General features: G+C 62.5%; 23 protein-coding genes. 12 read left to right on the top strand and 11 right to left on the bottom strand.

The genetic code is table 11. The features are described from left to right. Positions 1 to 38: 38 nt before the first annotated feature. The 8 genes from CCK88_RS11955 to CCK88_RS11925 all read left to right on the top strand — a co-directional run bounded on the left by CCK88_RS11955 (position 39) and on the right by CCK88_RS11925 (position 9,060). A complete protein-coding gene (locus CCK88_RS11955; RefSeq protein WP_086470639.1) occupies positions 39 to 2,000 on the top strand; it encodes a 3-hydroxyacyl-CoA dehydrogenase NAD-binding domain-containing protein in 1,962 nt (653 codons plus the stop codon). A 12-nt stretch (positions 2,001 to 2,012) separates the two neighbouring features. Beyond that, positions 2,013 to 3,299, top strand: a complete 1,287-nt coding sequence (locus tag CCK88_RS11950) for an acetyl-CoA C-acetyltransferase (RefSeq protein WP_086470638.1) — start codon at positions 2,013 to 2,015, stop codon at positions 3,297 to 3,299. After that, the gene (locus CCK88_RS18455; protein ID WP_170926445.1) at positions 3,296 to 3,454 is read left to right on the top strand and encodes a hypothetical protein; all 159 of its coding nucleotides are present in this window, start codon (positions 3,296 to 3,298) and stop codon (positions 3,452 to 3,454) included. The genes CCK88_RS11950 and CCK88_RS18455 overlap by 4 nt, the downstream gene beginning before the upstream one ends. Before the next feature lie 312 nt (positions 3,455 to 3,766). After that, a complete protein-coding gene (locus CCK88_RS11945) occupies positions 3,767 to 5,389 on the top strand; it encodes a peptide ABC transporter substrate-binding protein (protein WP_244557480.1) in 1,623 nt (540 codons plus the stop codon). 110 nt (positions 5,390 to 5,499) lie between these two features. Beyond that, positions 5,500 to 6,423 carry an ABC transporter permease gene (locus CCK88_RS11940; RefSeq protein ID WP_086470637.1) on the top strand — a complete coding sequence of 308 codons (924 nt, stop codon included), beginning with the start codon at positions 5,500 to 5,502 and terminating at the stop codon, positions 6,421 to 6,423. Continuing rightward, positions 6,423 to 7,343, top strand: coding sequence for an ABC transporter permease (locus tag CCK88_RS11935; protein WP_086470636.1), 921 nt, complete (start codon positions 6,423 to 6,425; stop codon positions 7,341 to 7,343). Before CCK88_RS11940 ends, CCK88_RS11935 begins: the two co-directional genes overlap by 1 nt. 2 nt (positions 7,344 to 7,345) lie before the next feature. Continuing rightward, positions 7,346 to 8,188: an ATP-binding cassette domain-containing protein gene (locus CCK88_RS11930; RefSeq protein WP_086470635.1), complete on the top strand. Its 843-nt coding sequence runs from the start codon at positions 7,346 to 7,348 to the stop codon at positions 8,186 to 8,188. After that, complete coding sequence (locus CCK88_RS11925) at positions 8,185 to 9,060, top strand: ABC transporter ATP-binding protein (RefSeq protein WP_086470634.1); 876 nt, start codon at positions 8,185 to 8,187, stop codon at positions 9,058 to 9,060. The genes CCK88_RS11930 and CCK88_RS11925 overlap by 4 nt, the downstream gene beginning before the upstream one ends. 57 nt (positions 9,061 to 9,117) lie before the next feature. Here the strand turns inward: CCK88_RS11925 and CCK88_RS11920 are convergent, their stop codons facing one another. Continuing rightward, on the bottom strand, positions 9,118 to 9,609 hold the full coding sequence (locus tag CCK88_RS11920; RefSeq protein WP_170926444.1) for a response regulator: 492 nt from the start codon (positions 9,607 to 9,609) through the stop codon (positions 9,118 to 9,120). A gap of 179 nt (positions 9,610 to 9,788) precedes the next feature. Here CCK88_RS11920 and ykgO point away from each other — a divergent pair, with 179 nt between their 5' ends. Continuing rightward, entirely contained in the window at positions 9,789 to 9,914 is a 126-nt protein-coding gene (gene ykgO / locus CCK88_RS11915; RefSeq protein WP_046105532.1) for a type B 50S ribosomal protein L36, read from the top strand. Positions 9,915 to 10,157: 243 nt separating this feature from the next. Here ykgO and CCK88_RS11910 read toward each other — a convergent pair whose 3' ends face one another. Further along, positions 10,158 to 11,051: a GGDEF domain-containing protein gene (locus CCK88_RS11910; RefSeq protein WP_086470632.1), complete on the bottom strand. Its 894-nt coding sequence runs from the start codon at positions 11,049 to 11,051 to the stop codon at positions 10,158 to 10,160. A gap of 271 nt (positions 11,052 to 11,322) precedes the next feature. Between CCK88_RS11910 and CCK88_RS11905 the strand changes: the two genes are divergently transcribed. Then, positions 11,323 to 11,724, top strand: coding sequence for a hypothetical protein (locus CCK88_RS11905; RefSeq protein WP_140048972.1), 402 nt, complete (start codon positions 11,323 to 11,325; stop codon positions 11,722 to 11,724). On the opposite strand, the gene yddG is transcribed toward CCK88_RS11905, so the two are convergent. The 5 genes from yddG to CCK88_RS11880 form a co-directional block, all read right to left on the bottom strand. Further along, positions 11,706 to 12,626 (bottom strand): aromatic amino acid DMT transporter YddG, encoded by a 921-nt coding sequence (gene yddG, locus CCK88_RS11900; protein ID WP_086470630.1) that lies wholly within the window; start codon positions 12,624 to 12,626, stop codon positions 11,706 to 11,708. The genes CCK88_RS11905 and yddG overlap by 19 nt on opposite strands. A gap of 22 nt (positions 12,627 to 12,648) precedes the next feature. Then, positions 12,649 to 13,134, bottom strand: a complete 486-nt coding sequence (locus CCK88_RS11895; RefSeq protein WP_086470629.1) for a MarR family winged helix-turn-helix transcriptional regulator — start codon at positions 13,132 to 13,134, stop codon at positions 12,649 to 12,651. 69 nt (positions 13,135 to 13,203) lie between these two features. Further along, on the bottom strand, positions 13,204 to 13,863 hold the full coding sequence (locus CCK88_RS11890) for an FMN-dependent NADH-azoreductase (protein ID WP_086470628.1): 660 nt from the start codon (positions 13,861 to 13,863) through the stop codon (positions 13,204 to 13,206). A gap of 161 nt (positions 13,864 to 14,024) precedes the next feature. Further along, complete coding sequence (gene pyk, locus CCK88_RS11885; protein WP_086470627.1) at positions 14,025 to 15,464, bottom strand: pyruvate kinase; 1,440 nt, start codon at positions 15,462 to 15,464, stop codon at positions 14,025 to 14,027. Continuing rightward, positions 15,461 to 15,997, bottom strand: coding sequence for a DUF1036 domain-containing protein (locus CCK88_RS11880; RefSeq protein WP_086470626.1), 537 nt, complete (start codon positions 15,995 to 15,997; stop codon positions 15,461 to 15,463). The genes pyk and CCK88_RS11880 overlap by 4 nt, the downstream gene beginning before the upstream one ends. A gap of 298 nt (positions 15,998 to 16,295) precedes the next feature. Here CCK88_RS11880 and CCK88_RS11875 point away from each other — a divergent pair, with 298 nt between their 5' ends. Continuing rightward, the gene (locus CCK88_RS11875) at positions 16,296 to 16,559 is read left to right on the top strand and encodes a DUF2312 domain-containing protein (RefSeq protein ID WP_061907597.1); all 264 of its coding nucleotides are present in this window, start codon (positions 16,296 to 16,298) and stop codon (positions 16,557 to 16,559) included. Positions 16,560 to 16,565: 6 nt separating this feature from the next. Here the strand turns inward: CCK88_RS11875 and CCK88_RS11870 are convergent, their stop codons facing one another. Genes CCK88_RS11870 through CCK88_RS11860 form a run of 3 tightly spaced genes read right to left on the bottom strand, consistent with a single transcriptional unit; the run spans position 16,566 to position 18,346 of the window. Continuing rightward, the gene (locus tag CCK88_RS11870; protein WP_086470625.1) at positions 16,566 to 16,793 is read right to left on the bottom strand and encodes a flagellar basal body rod C-terminal domain-containing protein; all 228 of its coding nucleotides are present in this window, start codon (positions 16,791 to 16,793) and stop codon (positions 16,566 to 16,568) included. A 54-nt stretch (positions 16,794 to 16,847) separates the two neighbouring features. After that, entirely contained in the window at positions 16,848 to 17,633 is a 786-nt protein-coding gene (locus tag CCK88_RS11865) for a class II glutamine amidotransferase (protein WP_086470624.1), read from the bottom strand. Positions 17,634 to 17,635: 2 nt separating this feature from the next. Then, on the bottom strand, positions 17,636 to 18,346 hold the full coding sequence (locus CCK88_RS11860) for an aspartate/glutamate racemase family protein (RefSeq protein WP_086470623.1): 711 nt from the start codon (positions 18,344 to 18,346) through the stop codon (positions 17,636 to 17,638). A 147-nt stretch (positions 18,347 to 18,493) separates the two neighbouring features. Between CCK88_RS11860 and CCK88_RS11855 the strand changes: the two genes are divergently transcribed. Next, complete coding sequence (locus CCK88_RS11855) at positions 18,494 to 18,955, top strand: Lrp/AsnC family transcriptional regulator (protein ID WP_086470622.1); 462 nt, start codon at positions 18,494 to 18,496, stop codon at positions 18,953 to 18,955. An 11-nt stretch (positions 18,956 to 18,966) separates the two neighbouring features. Here CCK88_RS11855 and dxs read toward each other — a convergent pair whose 3' ends face one another. Continuing rightward, a complete protein-coding gene (dxs, locus tag CCK88_RS11850) occupies positions 18,967 to 20,895 on the bottom strand; it encodes a 1-deoxy-D-xylulose-5-phosphate synthase (RefSeq protein ID WP_280173818.1) in 1,929 nt (642 codons plus the stop codon). Positions 20,896 to 20,934 lie beyond the last annotated feature (39 nt).

Genomic DNA, 20,934 nt, shown 5'->3' with positions numbered 1-20,934 from the left:
ACTACAATCGGCCGAGAAGCCGGGTTCGAGGAAACAGCATGATCGCCGCACAGGCTACCGAAACGAAACACTGGAGCTTCCATACCGATCTCGAAAAGATCGGCTGGCTGACCATCAACACACCCGGGGCGTCGGTGAACACGCTGAGCCGGGAAGCCATCATGGAGCTCGAGACGCTGGTTTCGCGGTTCGAGGACCTGGCCAATTCCGACGAGCTGGCCGGTGTGGTGCTGCTTTCGGGCAAGGATAGCGGGTTCATCGCCGGCGCCGATGTCAGCGAGTTCGATGCGATGAGCGATTTCTCGGTGCTGCCGGAAGCGCTGCGGCGGACGCATACGCTGTTCGCGCGGATCGAAGCGCTCAAGGTGCCCGTCGTGGCCGGTATCCATGGGTTCTGCCTGGGCGGCGGGCTCGAGCTGGCGCTGGCCTGCCACTATCGCATCGCCGTCAACGACGACAAGACACGGATCGGGTTTCCGGAAGTCAATCTTGGCATCTTCCCGGGCTTCGGCGGCACGGGCCGCTCGATCCGCCAGGCCGGGCCGGTGGATGCCATGCAGATCATGCTGACCGGCAAGATGCTGCGCGCCGGCGCGGCGCGGGGGCTCAACCTCGTGGACAAGCTGGTGCGCCATCGCGACATGCTGCGCTGGGAAGGCCGCAAGGCGGTGCTGGCGCGCAAAAAGGCCAGCGAAGCGCCCGCGCTCAAGAAGGCCGCAGCCCTGCCGCTGGTGCGCGAGGCCGTCGCAAACCAGATGCGCAAGCAGGCCGGCAAGAAGGCGCGCAAGGAGCATTACCCGGCGCCGTACGCGCTGATCGACCTGTTCGAAAAGCACGGCAATGACTGGCGGGCGATGATCCGGGGCGAAATCGATGCTTTCGTGCCGCTGATGGGTTCGCCGACCGCCACCAACTTGCGACGCGTTTTCTTCCTCAGCGAGGGGCTCAAGAAACAGGGCCTCAAGGGCGCGAAATTTTCGCGGGTGCACGTGATCGGCGGTGGCGTGATGGGCGGCGATATCGCCGCATGGTGCGCCTATCGCGGCATGAGCGTGACGCTGCAGGATCTCGACATGGAGCGCATCAAGCCGGCGCTCGATCGCGCGAAGAAGCTGTTTCAGAAGCGCTACAAGAAGAAGCGCGAGGTCGATGCGGCAATGCTGCGCCTGACTGCCGACCCGCAGGGGACAGGCGTGCCGCGCGCCGATGTGATCATCGAGGCGGTGGTCGAAAAGCTCGAGGTCAAGCAGTCGATCTTCAAGGGCATCGAGGACAAGCTCAAGCCGGGGGCGATCCTGGCGACGAATACGTCCTCGATCGAACTCGAGCGCATCGCCGAAGTTCTGAGGGACCCGGCGCGGCTGATCGGGCTGCATTTCTTCAACCCGGTGGCGCAGTTGCCGCTGGTCGAGGTTATCCGGTCGACCTTCAACACCGATGCCGAGATCGGCAAGGGCGCGAGCTTTGCGCTGGCCATCGGCAAGTCGCCGGTGGTGGTGAAGTCGGCGCCGGGCTTCCTCGTCAACCGCGTGCTGATGCCCTACATGCTGGGCGCGGTGGAGCGGGTCGAGCGGGGCGAGAGCAAGGAACTCCTCGATGCCGCGGCCGTGGCCTTCGGCATGCCCATGGGGCCGATCGAACTCATGGATACGGTGGGTCTCGACGTCGGCAAGTCGGTGGCGACCGAACTGGGTCATGCGGTTCCAGCAGAGAGCCGGTTTGCGCGACTGATCGCCGAGGGCAAGCTCGGTCGCAAGACGGGCGAGGGCTTCTACAAGTGGGAAAACGGCAAGGCCGTGAAGGGCGAAACGCCCGCTCACGCCGATCTGGCCGCGCTTGGGCGCGAACTGGTCAAGCCGATGGTCGACATGACCGAAGTGGTGGTTGCCGAAGGCGTCGTCGCCGCGCCGGAACTGGCCGATATCGGCGTTATCATGGGCACTGGATTTGCCCCCTTCCTCGGCGGGCCGATGAAGGCCCGCGCCGATGGCCGCGCGTAAGGAGAGACAAGAATGAATGAACTCAAGCGCGTTGCCATTGTCGGATCCGCCCGCATTCCCTTTGCACGCGGCGGAACGGCCTATTCGGACGAAACCAACCTTTCGATGCTGTCTGCCGCTCTGGGCGGGATCGTCGACAAGTATGGGTTGAAGGGCGAGAAAGTGGACGAGGTGATCGCGGGCGCGGTGATCAACCATTCACGCGACTTCAATATCGCCCGCGAAGCTTTGCTCGATGCCGGGTTCAATCCGCGCACGCCGGGCACAACGCTGCAGATCGCCTGCGGCACGAGCCTGCAGGCAGCACTGGTGCTCGCCGGCAAGATCGCATCAGGTCAAATCGACAGCGGCATTGCCGCGGGCGCCGACAGCGTCAGCGACAGCCCGATCGTGTTCGGCCCAAAATTCCAGCATCGGCTGCTCAACGCCAATGCCGCCAAGACCACAGGCGACAAGGTCAAGGCTTTCACCAAGGGTTTCTCGTTCGGTGAACTGACGCCGGTTGCGCCCTCGGTCAACGAGCCGCGCACTGGTCTATCGATGGGGCAGCATTGCGAGTTGATGGCCCGGGAATGGCACATCACCCGTCAGGAGCAGGATGCACTCGCCGTAGCCAGCCACCGCAACGCGGCCGCGGCCTATGACGAGGGGTTCCACGACGACCTCCTGGTGCAGTGCGCCGGTCTCGTCCGCGACAACAACGTGCGCAGCGACGCCAACATGGAAAAGATGGCGACGCTGAAGCCGGCCTTCGACAAGAAGAGCGGGCATGGCACTCTTACGGCGGGTAATTCCACGCCGCTCACCGACGGGGCCTCGGCCGTGCTTCTCGCCAGCGAGGAGTGGGCACGGGCGCGCGGGCTGCCGATCCTTGCCTATCTCACGACTGGCCGGGTGGCCGGCAACGACTTCGCCCATGGCGAGGGGTTGCTGATGGCACCGACCATTGCCGTCAGCGAGATGCTGCAGAAGGCCGGCCTCGGCTTTGCCGATATCGACTATTTCGAACTGCACGAGGCTTTCGCCGCCCAGGTTCTGTGTACGCTCAAGGCCTGGAAGGATCCCCGCTATTGCAAGGATGTGCTCGGTCGTGACGCCGTTCTGGGCGACATCGATCCGGCCAAGATCAACGTCAAGGGATCGAGCCTTGCCTATGGCCACCCATTCGCCGCGACCGGGGCGCGTATCCTGGGCCTCACGGCAAAGCTGCTGTCCGGGCAGGCGAACAAGCGGGCGCTGATCTCGGTCTGCACCGCCGGCGGCATGGGTGTGGCGGCCCTGGTGGAAAGTGCAGCATGAGCGACAATGTCGTAAAATTCCGGCGGCCGGAAAAGAAGCCGGAGCCCAAACCGCCGCGCCAGCGCGGTCCAATGCCGCGCTGGGTGCCGTTCGCGGTGCTGTTCGCCATCGCGATCGTCATATTTTTTGTGCAAGGCGGGGCCGGGGGCGCCTAGGGTAATCGCGGCAGCCAGTAGGACGCTTTAGCGTCTTTGCACTGGACACAGCGAATTGGAGAGCATCTGAATCCTCAATCTCCGCAACTCGTAGAATTAAGTGCCTTATGGTGGGGCCATTTGAGGATGTTCACAATGGGCGATCAGATGACGCTTAGGTCAATCTTTTGCTTGTCAGTAGACGGAATTGCGTAATACCGTCCAGCATTCTTGACCGGCGGGTAAAACCCGGCGGCGAATGAAAAGAGCTGCTCGCCTGCAATGGCAGCCTGTCAGAGAAACACGAGAATTCCACAAGGAGATGGGACGAGAATGAAGTTCACCACAGCCTTCAAGGCGGTTGCGGCCGCCGGCGCCATGGCGCTGATGATGAGCACAGCGGCCTCCGCGGTCACGCTGCAGCTGCACAATGGTGGCGATCCGGGTACCCTCGATCCGCACAAGGCTTCGGGCGACTGGGAAAACCGCGTCATCGGTGACTACATCGAGGGTCTGCTGACCGAGAACGCCAAGGCCGAGGCCATTCCGGGCCAGGCCGAGAGCTGGGAAATCTCGGAAGACGGCACCGTCTATACCTTCAAGCTGCGCGACGGCATCCAGTGGTCGGATGGCGAACCCGTGACCGCAGAAGACTTCGTCTTCGCGTTCCAGCGCCTGTTCAACCCGGCCACCGCCGCCGACTACGCCTATCTCCAGTTCCCGATCAAGAACTCGGAAGCCATCAACTCGGGCGAGATCACCGATCTCAACGAGCTCGGCGTCAAGGCCATCGACGACAAGACGCTCGAAATCACCCTCGAAGCGCCGACCCCGTTCTTCCTCGACGCGCTGACCCACTACACCGCCTATCCGGTGCCGAAGCACCTGGTGGACGAAGTGGGCGACGAGTGGACCAAGGTCGAGAACATCATCGGCAACGGCCCCTACCTGATCAAGGAATGGCTGCCGGGCTCGTATGTCCGTTCGGAAAAGAACCCGGACTACTACGATGCTGCCAACGTGCAGATCGATGAAGTCTACTACCACGTTCTCGAAGATCAGGCCGCTGCGCTCAACCGCTACCGCGCCGGTGAATTCGACATCCTGACCGACTTCCCCGCCGACCAGTACCAGTGGCTGCAGGACAACCTGCCGGGCGAAGCCCATGTGGTTCCGTTCCTGGGCGTCTACTACTACGTGATGAACCAGGAAGAAGGCCAGCCGCTGGCCGACGTCCGCATCCGTGAAGCCCTCTCGACCACGATCGTTCGCGACGTGATCGGCCCCGATATCCTGGGCACCGGCGAACTGCCGGCCTATGGCTGGGTCCCGCCGGGCACCAACAACTATGTCGCCGAGGCCGATGCCTACATGCCGGAATGGGCTGCAACGCCCTATGAAGAGCGTGTCGAGCATGCCAAGGAACTGATGACCGAAGCCGGTTACGGCCCGGACAAGCCGCTGACCCTGCAGCTGCGCTACAACACCAACGACAACCACCAGCGCATCGCCGTGGCGATCGCCGCCATGTGGGAGCCGCTCGGTGTGAAGGTCGAGCTGTTCAATGCCGAAACCGCCGTGCACTACGACGCACTGCGCGCCGGTGACTTCCAGGTCGGCCGCGCCGGCTGGCTGCTCGACTACTCGGATCCGTCCAACACCCTCGACCTGCTCAAGACCGGTACCAACCAGGCCGGTACGATGAACTGGGGCAACAACTACGGCCGTTATTCCAACGAGGAATTCGACAGCCTGCTGACCCAGGCCTCGACCGAGCTCGATCTCGACGCCCGTGCCCAGCTGCTGGCCCAGGCCGAGAAGATCGCGATGGACGAATTCGCCGCGATCCCGATCTACTGGTACGTGTCCAAGGACGTCGTATCGCCCAAGATTTCGGGCTTCGAGGAAAACGCGAAGAATATCTTCCGCACCCGCTGGCTCTCGAAGTCGGAATAACAGGAAGATCGAAGACGATCGTGGGGGCCCCGGCCCCCACGGTTCTTTTTCGGCCAAGGCGCCCTGCGGCAGATCCGCACCTGGCGATCCGGCCAAGGAGTTCTTGAAACATGCTGGCTTATGCCTTTCGGCGCGTGCTTTCGGCCATTCCGATTGCATTGATCGCCGTGACGATCTGTTTTTTCATCCTGCGCCTGGCGCCGGGTGGTCCCTTTGATGGCGAACGCGCCCTGCCGCCCACCGTGCTGGCCAACCTGCGCGCCCATTACAATCTCGACCAGCCCCTGGTCATGCAGTACTTCATTTACGTCGGACGACTGTTGCAGGGCGATCTCGGCCCCTCGATGGTGATCGACGGCTTCAACGTGTCCGACCTCATCCGGATCGGCTTCCCGTTCACCCTCACCATGGCGATGTTTGCCTTCGTCATCGCCACCGCCATCGGCATCCTGGCCGGCATGATTGCCGCCGTGAACCAGAACAAGTGGCCTGACTACGTGCTGGTGCTGGCCGTTATGCTGGGCGTCGTGGTGCCCAACTTCCTGATGGCAGCGCTGCTGCAACTCTGGTTCGGCGTTTACCTGCGCTGGCTGCCGGCAGGTGGATGGGTCAACGGCTCGCTCTGGCACCTCGTGCTTCCCGTCACCGTGCTGGCCTGGCCGCATGCAGCGCGCATCAGCCGCCTCATGCGCGGCTCGATGATCGAGGTGCTGGGCAGCAACTATGTCCGCACCGCCCGGTCCAAGGGGCTCGGAGAGCGGATCGTGCTCGCGCGACACGCCATCAAGGCCGCGCTGTTGCCGGTCGTTTCCTATCTCGGACCTGGCCTTTCGTACCTGCTGACCGGATCGCTCGCGGTCGAGCAGATCTTCGGGCTCCCGGGCATCGGCAAGTATTTCGTGCAGGCCGCCCTCAACCGCGACTATGGCATCGTGCTCGGCACGACCATCCTCTACATGTTCATCATTCTCGCTCTCAATCTGATCGTTGACCTCATCTATGCCTGGCTCGATCCCAAGGTGAGGTACCGCTGATGCCCGGCATTACTGGCAAGGATCAGGTTCTCACGACCTACGCCAACAAGCTCGAAAAGCTCGACCCCGTCAAAGGCCGCTCGCTGACCCAGGACGCCATGCGGCGCCTCGTGCGCAACAAGGCAGCCGTGGCCTCGATCGGCGTGATCGTGCTCATCGTGCTCGTCGCCTTCATCGGCCCCTATTTCGTGCCGTGGGGTTTTTCGGAGGTGGATTGGTCCAACATCCGCAAGCCGCCGAATTTCGAAGCGGGCCACTATTTCGGCACTGACCAGAACGGCCGTGACATGCTGGCGCGCGTGCTGCAAGGCACGCAGATGAGCCTGACGGTGGCGCTGGTGGCGACCGTGGTGTCGGTCACGATCGGCGTGATCTATGGCGCGGTGGCCGGCTATTTCGGCGGCCGTGTCGACGCAGTGATGATGCGCATCGTCGACGTGATGTATGCGCTGCCCTACATCCTCTTCGTCATCATCCTGATGGTGATGTTCGGCCGCAATCCAGTGCTGCTGTTCGTGGGCATCGGCGCCATCGAATGGCTGACCATGGCGCGTATCGTGCGTGGGCAGACCCTCTCCATCAAGGAGAAGGAGTTTGTCGAGGCGGCCCGTGCGAGCGGCGCCAGCTCCTGGACCATCATCTTCAAGCATATCGTGCCGAACCTGACCGGCCCGGTGGTGATCTACGCGACGCTGACGATCCCCGAGATCATCATCGCCGAGAGCTTCCTCTCCTACCTCGGCCTCGGCGTGCAGGAACCGCAGACCTCGCTCGGTACGCTGATTTCGGCCGGTGCACCGGTGGCGGAAGTGCTGCCCTGGATGCTGCTGGCTCCGGCCGCCGTGCTGATCACGCTGCTGCTGGCGCTGACCTATATCGGCGATGGCCTGCGTGACGCCCTCGACCCCAAGGATCGCTGATCATGGCATTGCTAGAAGTCAAAAACCTCAAGGTCGATTTCCAGACCAATGACGGCGTGGTCAACGCCGTCAAGGACCTCAGCTATACCCTGGAAAAGGGGAAGACCCTTGCCATCGTGGGCGAGAGCGGCTCGGGCAAGACCCAGGGCGCGTTCGCTCTCCTCGGCCTCCTGCCGAAAAACGGCAAGTCATCGGGCTCGGTCATCTTCGACGGCAAGGAAATCCTCAATCTGCCGCTGCGGCAGTTGCGGTCCTACCGCGCGGCGCGCATCGGCATCATCTTCCAGGATCCGATGACCTCGCTGAACCCGTATCTGCGCATTTCGCGCCAGATGACGGAAGTGCTGGAACTGCACAAGGGCATGAGCCGGAGTGCAGCGCTGGCCGAAAGCATCCGCTTCCTCGATGCGGTGCGGATCCCGGACGCCAAGAACCGCGTGCACATGTATCCGCACGAATTCTCGGGCGGCATGCGCCAGCGCGTGATGATCGCCATGTCGCTGCTGTGCGGGCCGGAGCTGCTGATCGCCGATGAGCCGACAACGGCACTGGACGTCACCGTGCAGGCCGGGATCATCGACCTCCTGGTGGACCTGCAGGAGGATTTCGGCACCTCGATCATCCTCATCACCCACGATCTCGGTATCGTGGCGGGGACCTGCGAGAATACGCTGGTCATGTTCGACGGCCGGGTGATGGAATATCGCAAGACCGACGACCTCTTCGCCAATCCCGAGCATCCCTATACCAAGGGCCTGCTCGCCGCCGTGCCGCGGCTGGACAAGAAGGTCGAGCGTCTTTCCACCGTCTCCTACGAATTCATGAGCCAGAGGGGTGAGGCATGACCGACAGGCAACCCATTCTCCAGGTCCGCAATGTCTCAGTGGACTTCAAGATCCCGGCGGGCGGCATGTTCGGCGGCACCAATGTGCTCCATGCGGTCAAGGACGTATCGTTCGACCTCTATCAGGGCGAGACCCTGGGCATCGTGGGCGAAAGCGGTTGCGGCAAGTCGACCCTGTCGCGCGCCGTGATCAAGCTGATCCAGGCCACCTCGGGTGAATCGCTCTGGATGGGCAAGGACATCCTCAAGATGAGCCCCAAGGAGCTCGTGGGCCTGCGCAAGGATATCCAGATGGTCTTCCAGGACCCGCTGGCCTCGCTCAACCCCCGGATGACCGCCGGACAGATCATCGCCGAGCCGCTGCGCATCCACTATCCTGATGTCAGCAAGACCGAGCGCATGGCGCGCGTGGTCGAGATGATGGAAAAAGTCGGGCTCACCGGCAACATGATCAACAAGTATCCGCACGAGTTTTCGGGCGGCCAGTGCCAGCGTATCGGCATTGCGCGCGCCCTGATCACGCGGCCAAAGCTGATCGTGTGCGACGAGGCCGTATCGGCACTCGACGTGTCCGTACAGGCCCAGGTGATCAACCTCCTGATGGACCTGCAGAAGGAGTTCGGCATTTCGCTGCTGTTCATCGCCCACGACATCGCCGTGGTGCGCCATATCGCGCAGCGCATCATGGTGCTGTATTTTGGCGAGGTGGTGGAGATCGGCGAAAGCGAGCAGGTGGTGATGGCACCCCAGCACGACTACACCAAGAAGCTCATCGCTTCGGTGCCGGTGCCCGATCCCAAGGAAGAAATGCGCCGCCGGGAACTGCGCCGGCGTCTGCGTCGCGAAGCGGCCGCAGCGGCAACCGCTGCCTGATCGCGAGTCTCCCCGAAGAGAGTAATCCCCCGGTCGATGGCCGGGGGATTTTCATTTTCAAGTCTCATCCGGAGCAGTAGCGCGCCTGTCGGCGTCGACGTCCTTGACGCGGCGGCGACGGTCGGGGCCGGCATATCCGGTCGCATCCACAAAGGGTCGGGGATTGCTGGAGATGGCGTCGAGCCGGGACTTGAGGTGATTGGCGGCAAACGGCTTGCGCAGGAATTCGGTGACGCCCGCATCGCGCGCTGCTGTTATCCGGGCGGCATCCGGAGCGGCCGACATCATGATGATGGGTGTCAGCCGGTTGGGTGAGCGCGCGTCGGCACGAAGGCGACGAACGAGCTCGATGGCGTTGGTGATGGCATCGTCGATGATGACGACGTCGAAAGCACGCCGCCCCAGCTCGCGCAGGGCCTGTGCTCCGTCGTAGACTTCATGGATGTCGCGCCTGCCGCATGTGCGCAGCATGTCGGCGACAATACCCGCCATATTGGCCTGCGGATCGATGACGAGGGCCCCGAGCCCGGGATTGATTTCGTGCGACATTTGAGACGTTTCGATGTGTAGAAAGCTACAATAGGGTCTGGCCATCACCCGCGCGTTAACGTCCATCGCGATGGGGAAAACCGGTGTGATTGCGCGTTGACAGGCGGGGTCTCTTTCCTTATGAAGAGGCCAGTTTTCGGGCGCCTAGGCGCCCCTTTTGTTTGACCGAGGATACGAAGATGAAGATCCGCAACTCGCTGAAGGCGTTGATGACTCGCCACCGCGCGAACAAGCTCGTCCGCCGTCGCGGCCGCGTTTACATCATCAACAAGGTGGACAAGCGCTTCAAGGCCCGCCAGGGCTGAGCGTTTACCGCAATCGAACTGACACACGGCTCGCATGAAAATGCGGGCCGTGTGCTTTTGTAGCCTGGTGTCAGCCTGAAAGCGTGTCACGTTTGCCCTGAGGCGGCTCGAACCCTCTGCTCCGTCCACCGGGGCTTGTCCCGTTGGTCCATGCCCCGCGAGTTGAATTGCCCGGACGAGCCGGGCAATGACGGCGCTGGGCTGAATCGAGAAACGCTTGGTGCACCTGAGACGTGCAGCGCTCTAAGAGCCGACCAGTGATCTGGGCGTCGTGGGTCCTGATCCGACAACGACCCGGTTGCGGCCCTTGGCTTTGGCCTCATAGAGAGCCACGTCGGCCTGGCGCACCATGTCGGAAAAACTTTCGGAAGTCGGATCGCCCTTATGGACGCCAATGCTGGCGGTAATGCGCGCGGCCTTACCTGCGACAACCGGGCTGGAGTTTTCGATGGCAGCGCGGACGCGCTCGGCCAGGATCGGGCCAAGCTCGGGCGATTTGTCCGAAGCGACAATGCAGAATTCCTCGCCGCCAAGGCGGGCGAACAGATCGTAGGGGCGCAGCTGGCGCAGGGTGATTTCTGCCACGGTCATCAGCACGTCGTCGCCGGCACCATGGCCATAGGTGTCATTGACCGACTTGAAGTGGTCGAGATCGAACATGATGATCCACACGCCCTGATCCAGGCGCTGGGCGCGGTTCAATTCCACCGATGCGGCATTGTAGAGCCAGCGCCGATTGCCCAGACCGGTGAGCGCGTCGCTGTTGGCCTGGATACGCAAGGTGCGCATGTGCTGCTCCTGCATGCGAACCAGACTGAGCAGCTTCTCGGCAAGGCGGCGAACACCATCATGACCGCCGACCTCGACAATCGGCTCCACGCCTTCTTGCTGATAGCGATCGACTGCCTTGACCAAACGATCAATGGGACTGACGAAGCGCACGATGGCGACGAGCGAAAGTGCACATCCGGCGAGCGTGGCCGCGAGGGCGACAATCAGAATGGGCACCGGATCAGACGGACGGTCCAGCCCAAGATAGAGGAGCAGTGCGATGAGCGGGATGTGCACGGCCGCAAAGCATACCAAGAATACCTTGATGGCGAGGGATTCCCTGACGGCATCGGTAACGCGTTTCATGGCATGGCCCAGCTAGACGACATTTTCGGAAAATTGTGCCGCTGCTCCGTTAATGTTTCTGGAAACGAATAGATCGCCTTCTAGGCAATTGTGGAAACCGGGGATGATCCACAGGGCCCAAAAAGGTCCATTAACCAGCAAATTTTTTCGAAAATTCATACGCTTGCGCTAAGCTGGCCGGGTGCTAAGGATTCGTTGCCGGATGAATCCGGTCCAGCGTCAGCGGCACACGTCACCAAGGATGGTGACGAAGCCATTTTCCGATCGTTTCATGTTTCCCAGCCGGACCATCAGCCTGGCCATTAACTGGCCCTGGGCAGAACTTTACGCCTTTCTGTCCAACCCCCAGACAATCAACAGATGGACACAGGGCCTGTTCCCGACGCCCTTATCGCCAGTGACCGACCACACATGGCGCACGCTCTACGACGGTGAAGAAGTCATCATCGCGTTCACGCCGGCCAATCCATTCGGCGTGCTGGATGTGGAACTGATCTGGACGGACAAACCGCCCCGGCATTACGTGGCCAGACTCTTCCCAAATGGCGAAGCCAGCGAACTGTGCTGCACGATTATCCAAAGGCCGGGTGAAAGCGATGCGGCCTTCGCATCGGAATGCGAATGGGTGCGCATCGATCTCGATATCCTCAAGACCTATATCGAAAGCCTGTGAGACGGACGCTGGCGGGTGGCGAACCAGCAGACGATTGAGCCGAGGCAGACCATGGCCGTACCCTGCCAGAATGATAGTGGGAGGGTGGACGGCAAGACCAGCGCTGCAAAAGCGGCCGAGAGCACCGGCGTGAAATAGGATGCCGTGGCCAGCGCCGTGGGGTTGCCGCGCAATATGCCGACATTCCACGCGGCATAGGCAAAGCCCATCGCCGCTGCCGCCAGAAGGAGGGTGAACAGGGCCGCCGGCTCGGATGTCCAGGCGATGTCGCGGGAAAAGGCAAGCTTGATCCAGAGGGCGCACGCGGTCAGGCCGAAGAACAGGGTGACGCCGTTCAGTCCACCCGAGAGTTTTGGAGTGACCACGCAGTAGGCGGCCCAGATGATGGCGCCGACAAAGGCGAGGCCGTAGCTGAGGGGATTGCGAAGAACATTTTCGGTCATGCCGAACAGATCAAATCCCTGATCGCCGCCAAGGACCCAGACAATGCCCGTCATCGACAGGAGAACCCCAGGGACAATGAGCGGGCTGGTTTTCCGGCGGTGGAAAAGGATGGTGCCGACAAGGGTAAAGGTGGGCCAGAGGTAATTGACCATGCCCACTTCGATAGCCTGCCGGCTGGTGGTGGAATAGCCGATGGAGAGCGACAGGCACAGCTCGTAGCTGACGAAGAGCAAGCCACCGATGAGCAGATAACGTCGGGGAAAGCGCCTGACATCGCCAAGTCCTACGCTCAGCATGAGGCAGACCGTGGCCAGAGTATACAGTAGGGCGGCACCGCCAGTGGCCCCGAAGCTTGTCGATACAGACTTGATCAGGCCGACGACCGACGCCCAAAGCAGAACAGCAACAAGGCCGATTCCGGTGGCCCGCAGGCTGGCGGATGTAGGGGAAATTGGCATATGGGACGCCTTGCCGGACGCGCTAGCGCGCCTCCAGATAGTCCTTGGCCTCCATGGCGGCCTGGCACATGGTCGTGACGTCGGCCTGAGGAGGCAGACCGGCAGCCTTGCCGAGGAGACCCCGGAACTGGCTCAGCTCGGCCTCTGACAACCGTGCCAGGACGCGCGCCTCGACTTCATCCACGGACCGCGCCAGGCGTTTCAGCGTGGCGTTGCCCTGAACAGTCAGATTGACATGTCGAACGCGACGATCGGCCGGGTCGGGCGTGCGCCTAACCAGATCCTGACCCTCCAGGCCGTCGAGCAGGTATGTCACCGTCGTCCGGTCAAGGCCAAGCCGCTCGGCAAGAGCGACCTGGCTATGGCAACTGTCCGAGGCAATGGCTGACATCATCATGTAGCTGCGTGACCCGCCCGGCAGTTCCTCGAGGCGATCGTCAACCTGCCGCAAATAATCACGCAGCAAAGACGTTAGGGCCCAGCCAAGATTGGTGTCTGTTGTCGGCATGTTCGGCGCAGGTCCTTTGGTGTCGTCACCATGTTACCGCCCCCGACCCAAGACGTCACCCCGTTACGCTCAGGCTGCGGCCGCGATGGTAAGACGCGCGGACAGCGAACGACCGTGCTCTTCGGCGCGGGCCTGCGCGGCGGCCAGGTTCTGCGCGGCCTGTGGCCGGAGGCTTTCCATGGCAGGCGTCACATCGGCAAGCGTGAGTTCGCACTCGATCAGCTCAACCTCGAGCTTCAAGACGTCAACCAGCATGCGCATGTACCAGCCGGTGGCGTGGTCCCAGCCATGGCGTGGAGCCTGGGGGCCATAGCCGCCGCCCTTGGCGACGATGAGACGAGCGGGCCGGCCGGCAATGGGGCTCTCGGTTCCAGGAGCAAAACGGGCATCGGTGAGGAGGAGGTCGATCCAGGCCTTGAAGTGCTGGGAGACGCCGTAATTGTAGAGCGGCACGGCAAAGATATAGGCGTCGGACGCCAGCAGTTCGTCCGCGATCGTTGCGGCCAGGGTGAGGCCCTCGACCTGCTCGGGGGTGCGCTGGTCCGCCGGCGTATAGGGGCCAAAGACGGCGCCGGCCCAGGCTGTCGAGGGCAGGGGCGCATTGCCAAGGTCGCGGATGGTGATGGAAAGGTCCGGTCGGGCGGCGGCGGCGACAAGGCGATCAGCGATGTCACGGGTGAATGAGCCGTCCTGGCGGATGCTGGCATCAAGGCGGAAAAGGGAGGACATGGTTCGTCTCACAGATGATCTTAATTTAAGATGATCTATGTTACTGACGATATTTTTTCAAGATGGTTCTTGCTGGACGGAAAAAGAAAAGGCCCGCCGGGTTGGGCGGGCCTTTTTGAAAGGAATGTCATGCGGCGGGCTCATCCTGAGCCCACAAGGCGTCAGCTGGAGCCGGCGCCGTCCTGGCGGACGAAGGCGATACGAAGCATGTTCGTCGCGCCGGGGGTGCCCAAGGGCACACCGGCCGTGATGGCGATCCGATCGCCGGGGCGGGCGAAGCCCTCCTGATAGGCGATGACGCAGGCCCGATCGACCATGTCTTCGAGATTGACCGCGTCTTCGGTCTGCACGCAGTGAATACCCCACACCACCGAAAGGCGACGGATGGTGCGCAGGTTGGGCGAGAGCGCGATGATCGGCTTGGAGGGCCGCTCGCGCGCGGCGCGGATGCCCGTGGAACCGGAGGCCGTATAGGTGACGATGGCGGCCAGATCGAGGGTCTCAGCAACCTGACGCGTGGCGGCCGAAATGGCGTCGGCAGCGGTGGCTTCAGGCTCCGTCTGAGCGGCACGGATGATGTTGCGATAATTGCCGTCGCTTTCGACGGCGACGGCGACCTTGGCCATGGTGGTGACGGCTTCGACCGGGTACTGACCCGACGCACTTTCTGCCGAGAGCATGACAGCGTCGGCGCCTTCAAAAACGGCGATCGAAACGTCGGAGACCTCGGCACGGGTCGGGACCGGTGCGGTGATCATGGATTCCAGCATCTGGGTGGCCACGACCACCGGCTTGCCATAGCGACGGCACATGCGAATCATGCGCTTCTGCAGGCCTGGGACCTGTTCGAGCGGCAGTTCCACGCCCAGATCGCCACGGGCAACCATGATTGCGTCGGAAAGCTTGACGATTTCCTCGAGGCGCTCGATGGCCTGGGGCTTTTCGATCTTGGCCATGACGCCGGCGCGACCCTGTACGATCTTGCGCACGTCGATGATGTCTTCGGGACGCTGCACGAAGGAGAGGGCGACCCAGTCGACCTCGGCCTTGAGCGCTTCGAGCAGGTCCGCGTGGTCCTTCTCGGTCAGCGCACCGGTCGGCAGGAGTGTGTCGGGGAGCGAGACGCCCTTCTTGTCGGAAAGCTTGCCGCCATAGACGACTTCGGTCTCGATGACGCCGCCTCCGACTTTAGTCGCCTTGAGCTGCAGCTTGCCATCGTCCAGAAGGAGACGGTCGCCGACCGAAACGCTTTCGATAATTTCGGGATGCGGCAGGTAAACGCGATCTGCATTGCCGGTGTCGTTCTGCTCGCTGTCGAGCGTGAACTTCTGACCGGCGACGAGATTGACCGAGCCGCCCGTGAACTTCCACACGCGCAGTTTGGGACCCTGCAGGTCGGCGAGAATGCCGATGGGATAATTGAGACGCGCCTCAACGGCGCGGATGCGCTTGACGGTCTGATGCAGGAGCTCATGGCTGGCATGGCTCATGTTGATGCGGAAGACGTCAGCACCGGCCTTGGCCAGTTCCTCGATCATGTTCTCCTCGTGGCTTGCAGGCCCGAGGGTGGCGAGGATCTTCGCGCGTCTGATCCGTCTCATTGCGTATCCGTATTGTCTGGCGTTGAGGATGGCGGGGCGTCTACCAGGAAAGCCGGATCTTCTAGATCTTCGCCCAGATCCGGACCGACGACGCTTGGCACACCTTCATTTTCGGTGAGTTGCAAGGTCCAGTCGGAGCGGTTCTGTGTATCGATTTCAAAGAACCCGGTGCGCTCATAGCCCCGGGCGAGACAATCCTCAACCCCGAATATTGTGAAGGTTTCGTCACGGGTGCACATGAAGACCTGGCCATCCCAGGCGCCCCCGCCAATGTCGTCAACGGCGTAGAGATAATAGAAGCGGCGTTGCAGGTCGCCCTGATAGAGCGTGCGGCAATCGCCCGGAGGGGCCTGCCACCAGCCTTCGCTCATCCAGCCGCGGTCAGCACGATAGCCGAGGGCAAGCGACACAAGATTGGCCGTCTCGTTGCAGACCCGCAATTCCGCATGCGCCGGAGTGCTGGCCGCCATGGCCATGAAGCCACCGAAGCCGGCGAGCAGGAGGGTCGAGCCGAGGCGGAAAGAAGTCACCATTGTGCTGGAAATCACCGAAAAACGTGCCCTTCTTTGATCGCATGGGAGAGGTGAGGTCAATGGCTAAAGGCCCGATTTGACGGAATTGCGGGCATGTCGCACACGGTGGTGAGAGGAGCCATCGCGGCAGCGCGGCCAACGGTTTTCCACCGGGGGGCGGGCGCATGTGGATTGACCCACAAAGGGGTTGAACGGCGCCCGGGCTTGGGGTTCATGGGGGCCGGACAATTCCGGTTTGTTTTATGGGCCGGCAGTGCGCATGTGAGCGGGCTGCCGCGACCACAATTAGAGGTTAGCCATGGCCGTTGAGGACAGCGTCGCGCAGGACCAGCTGCGCGCTTTCATCGAGCGCATCGAGCGCATGGAAGAAGAAAAGGCGGCGATCGCGGCCGATATCAAGGAAATCTACGCCGAGGCCAAGGGCAACGGCTTCGATACCAAGATTCTTCGCAAGATCGTGACCATCCGCAAGCAGGATGCGAACGAACGCATGGAGCAGGAAGCGCTGCTCGAGCTCTACATGTCCGCGCTGGGCATGGTGGAAGCGCCGCCGGAGCGCTGAGACGTCCTAGACGAGAATATCGAGCAGGGCCTTCGACATGTCGGAGGCCGCGCTCACGACCTTGGCGGAGGCCGTGAAGTCGTTCTTGGCGGTAATGACGTTGATCATCTCGGATGTGATGTCGATGTCGTTGCCTTCGACGCCAATTCGCGCAATGCGGCCCGCGCTGACCTCGAGCTGGTGGCTTGCCCGCTGCATACCGGTGGTGCCGATGGAAATGCTGGAAATGGTCATTCGCCGTTCCGCTGTTTGCGGAATGCAGCAAACGCCTGAATGATTGACGGGCCGTTAAGCGGCCAATGACGCAAAAACTTCAAAATCGCGGCAATCGACCTTGCCGTCGATGACGACCATATGAGTGCCCGGCGCCACCGGTCGCCAGAGCTGCGCCGTATCGCCAAACGGTTCCGAGGCCACGGCAATACCTGTCTCGAGCTGGCACCAGTAGAGCGAGGGCGGATGGTCGTCGCTCGACCAGCGAAAAGCATGCAGAGCCTTGCCGTCGGAGAGGATGGCGGTAAAGCGCAGCGGCTGAGCGACGCCGTTGGCTTGCTGGATGCGCCGGCAGGTTCGCAACATAGCGGCGATGGCACCCGCCGGATCCTGGCTCATGCTACCGCCCATAGCGGCCAGGAACATAGCCTCGCTGTCGCTGTTGCCGCGCCGGGAGTGGTAGAGATCATCGGGGATGAGCGCCTCGATCGAGCGGCGGATGCTCTCGTAGCCGCCGATCTGGCCATTGTGCATAAACAGGTGCCGGCCCGAAGCGAAAGGGTGGCAATTGGCCATGGTCACCTCGCCCGACGTGGCCGAGCGCACATGGGCAAGAAAAAGCCCCGCTTCCACCTGATGGCAGAGCGAGGCGAGGTTGGCGTCGGACCAGGCCGGGAGGATGCCCTTGTAAAGGCCGGGTTCGGGCCGGGCGCCGTACCAGCCCACTCCGCAGCCGTCGCCATTGACGACGGTCTTGGCTTCCCGCGCCGCCAGGGATTGCCGCACGAGGGAGGCGTTTGGGGCGATGAGCAATGTGTCGAGAAAGATGGCGCGGCCCGAATAGGCGAGGAACCGGCACATGATCAGGCCGCCTTCACCATGGCGCCTGACAGCGCGAACCGCACCGCCGCATCGGCATGAATGGTGGTTGAGTCATATCCGGGCAGGGCAAGGGCATGGGGGTCGAGCAGCATGCCGATCTCGGTGCAGCCCAGAATGACGCTATCGGCCCCGGCAACCCGGGCCTTGTCGATGATGGACAGATACGCGTCGCGCGACCTGTCACATACATTGCCCTGGCAGAGCTGATCGAAGATCACATCATGCACAAGGGTGCGGTCGTCCGCTTCGGGCACGATCACGTCGAGGCCGAGGGCCTTCATCCGCGCCGCATAGAAGCCGTGCGCCATGGTATAGCGGGTGGCCAGAAGCAGCGGGCGCCTCCGGCCGTCGGCCTTGAGCGCGGCGGCGGTCTCGGTGATGATGTCGACGAGCGGCACGCTCACCATCGAGGCGACCGGTTCGGCCACCAGATGCATGGTATTGGTGCAGATCAGGATGCAATCGGCCCCGGCACGGGCCAATCCGGCACCGGCCTCGCCCAGCATCGCGCCTGCCAGATCCCAGCGACCCGCTTTCTGCAGGGCCACGACTTCGGTGAAATCGAGCGAGCGCATGGCGATGTCGGCCGATGCCAGACCGCCGCGCAGGCGGCGCACTTCTTGGTTGATATGCCGATAATAGACGGCCGTGGATTCCCAGCTCATCCCGCCGATAAGGCCAATCGTCTTCATGCCGCTTCTCCTCGATTGGATGCCAGTGTGACGTGGTTTCGGATCACGTCGAATGCAGAAATGCGGGCTGCCGACGAATCCAATGCATCCAGTTTGCGCATGTCCCTTATTGTGCGCTATTTTCGTGCGTGAATGAGAGGTTAAGCAATGCTTGATGATCGTGACCGAAGGATTTTGAGCCTTCTGCAGGTTGATGCGGATATCGCTGTTGGCGAGATCGCCGAGGCGGTAGCGCTGTCGGCGTCTGCATGCTCGCGGCGGATCGCGCGGCTCAAGGACGAGGGCTATATCGCGCGTACGCTGGTGGAGCTGGATCGCCGCAAGGTCGGACTGCCGACCACCGTCTTCGTGATCGTCCGTACTGGCAGCCATGCCGCAGACTGGCTGGAGCGCTTCCACGCGGCCGTCGGCGCCATCCCCGAAATCGTCGAGGTGCACCGGCTGACCGGCAATTTCGACTACATCCTCAAAATCGTACTGCCCGACGTCGAACATTACGACGTGGTCTACAAGCAGCTGGTGGGCCGCATCGAGCTGTTCGACATGTCGGCCTATATCTCGATGGAAACCGTCAAAGCGGCAAAAGGCGTGCCGACGAATTACGCGTGAGGGATGGTGGCCTAGACCGTCGCCAGGGCTGCCTGCATGGCCGCCTGGTCGTAGCCGAGGGCCGTCAGCGCCGTCGCGACGATGCCGGCGCGATCGAGACCGGCGGCGGCATACATATCATTCTGGCTGGCGTGCTCGACAAAGGAATCCGGGATCATCAGCGGGCGGAAGCGCAGCTTGCCGTCGAGAAGTCCGTTGGACGCCAGGAATGTCGCGACATGGCTGCCGAAGCCGCCAAGCCCGCCTTCTTCTGACGTCACCAGGACATCATGAGACTGGGCGAGGGAGGCGATCAGCTCTTCATCGAGAGGCTTCATGAAACGCGCATCGGCGATGGTCGGGTTCAGACCCAATGCCGCGAGCTTGTCGGCCGCGGCCAGCACTTCGGCGAGACGCGTGCCATAGGACAATAGGGCGATCGTCGAGCCCTGGCGCAGGACACGACCCTTGCCGATGGTCAAGATCTCGCCACGGCTGGGCATGTCGACGCCCATGCCGTCGCCGCGCGGATAGCGGAAGGTGATCGGTCCATTGTCGTAGGCAGCGGCGGTCGCGACCATATGGCGGAGCTCGGCCTCGTCGGCGGCGGCCATCTGCACGATACCGGGGATGGCACCGAGATAGGCGTTGTCATAATTGCCGGCATGGGTGGGGCCGTCTGCGCCAACATAGCCGGCGCGGTCGATGGCAAAGCGCACCGGCAGTCCCTGAATGGCGACGTCGTGGATCACCTGATCGTAGGCGCGCTGCAGGAAGGTGGAATAGATGGCGCAAAACGGCTTCATGCCTTCACTGGCCATGCCGGCCGCGAAAGTGACGGCGTGCTGTTCGGCAATGCCGACATCGTAGATGCGGCTGGGGAACAGTTCGGCGAACTTGTCGAGGCCGGTGCCCGATGGCATGGCGGCGGTGACGGCGACAACGCGCGGATCGGCCTCGGCTTCCTGGATCAGGGACGAGGCAAAGACGGAGGTATAGGAGGGGGCATTGGACGGCGCCTTGGCCTGGGCGCCGGTGATGACGTTGAACTTGGCCACGCCATGATATTTGTCTGCCGAATTTTCCGCCGGAGCGTAGCCCTTGCCCTTCTTGGTCACCGCGTGGATGAGGATCGGGCCCTCGCCGAAGTCGCGGACGTTTTCCAGGATGCGCAGGAGATCGTCGAGATTGTGCCCATCGATGGGACCAACGTAGTAGAAGCCCAATTCCTCGAACAGGGTGCCGCCGGTGAAGAAGGAGCGGGCGAATTCCTCGGTCTTGCGCGCGGGTTCATGAAGGAACGGCGGCAGCTTGTGGACGATGGTCTTGGCCGCTTCGCGCGTGCCGCGGTAGACGGGGCCGGACACGAGGCGCGCCAGATAGCTGCGCAGTGCGCCGGTGGGCGGGGCGATCGACATGTCATTGTCGTTGAGAATGACGATGAGGCGTGCGTCCATGGCGCCGGCATTGTTCATGGCCTCATAGGCCATGCCGGCCGACATGGCGCCGTCGCCGATCACGGCGATCACATTGCGCGAGACGTCGAGATGCTTGCTGGCTTCCGCCATGCCGAGGCCGGCCGAGATCGACGTCGAAGAATGGCCGGCACCAAACGGGTCGTAGTCACTTTCGGCGCGGCGCGTGAAACCGGAAAGCCCATCCTTCTGACGGAGAGTGCGGATGCGATCGCGACGGCCGGTGAGGATTTTGTGCGGATAGGCCTGATGCCCGACATCCCAGATGATGCGGTCATTGGGGGTGTCGAACACGGTGTGAAGCGCCACCGTCAACTCAACCACGCCCAGGCCTGCGCCAAGGTGGCCACCGGTCACCGAAACCGCATCGATCATCTCAGCGCGCAGTTCATCGGCCAGTTGGCGCAGATTTTCGCGCGGCATGGCCCGCAGGTCGGCGGGCGACTGGACGGTATCGAGCAGCGGCGTTTTGAGCTTTTCGGCCAAGCGGGTCCCCGTAAATAAGTGGCAACCCTGTTTAGGCGC

The organism is Devosia lucknowensis, assembly GCF_900177655.1.
GTDB lineage: Bacteria > Pseudomonadota > Alphaproteobacteria > Rhizobiales > Devosiaceae > Devosia > Devosia lucknowensis.
Note: the sequence above shows the minus strand (reverse complement) of the source record. Positions and strands in the feature narration are given on the sequence as shown.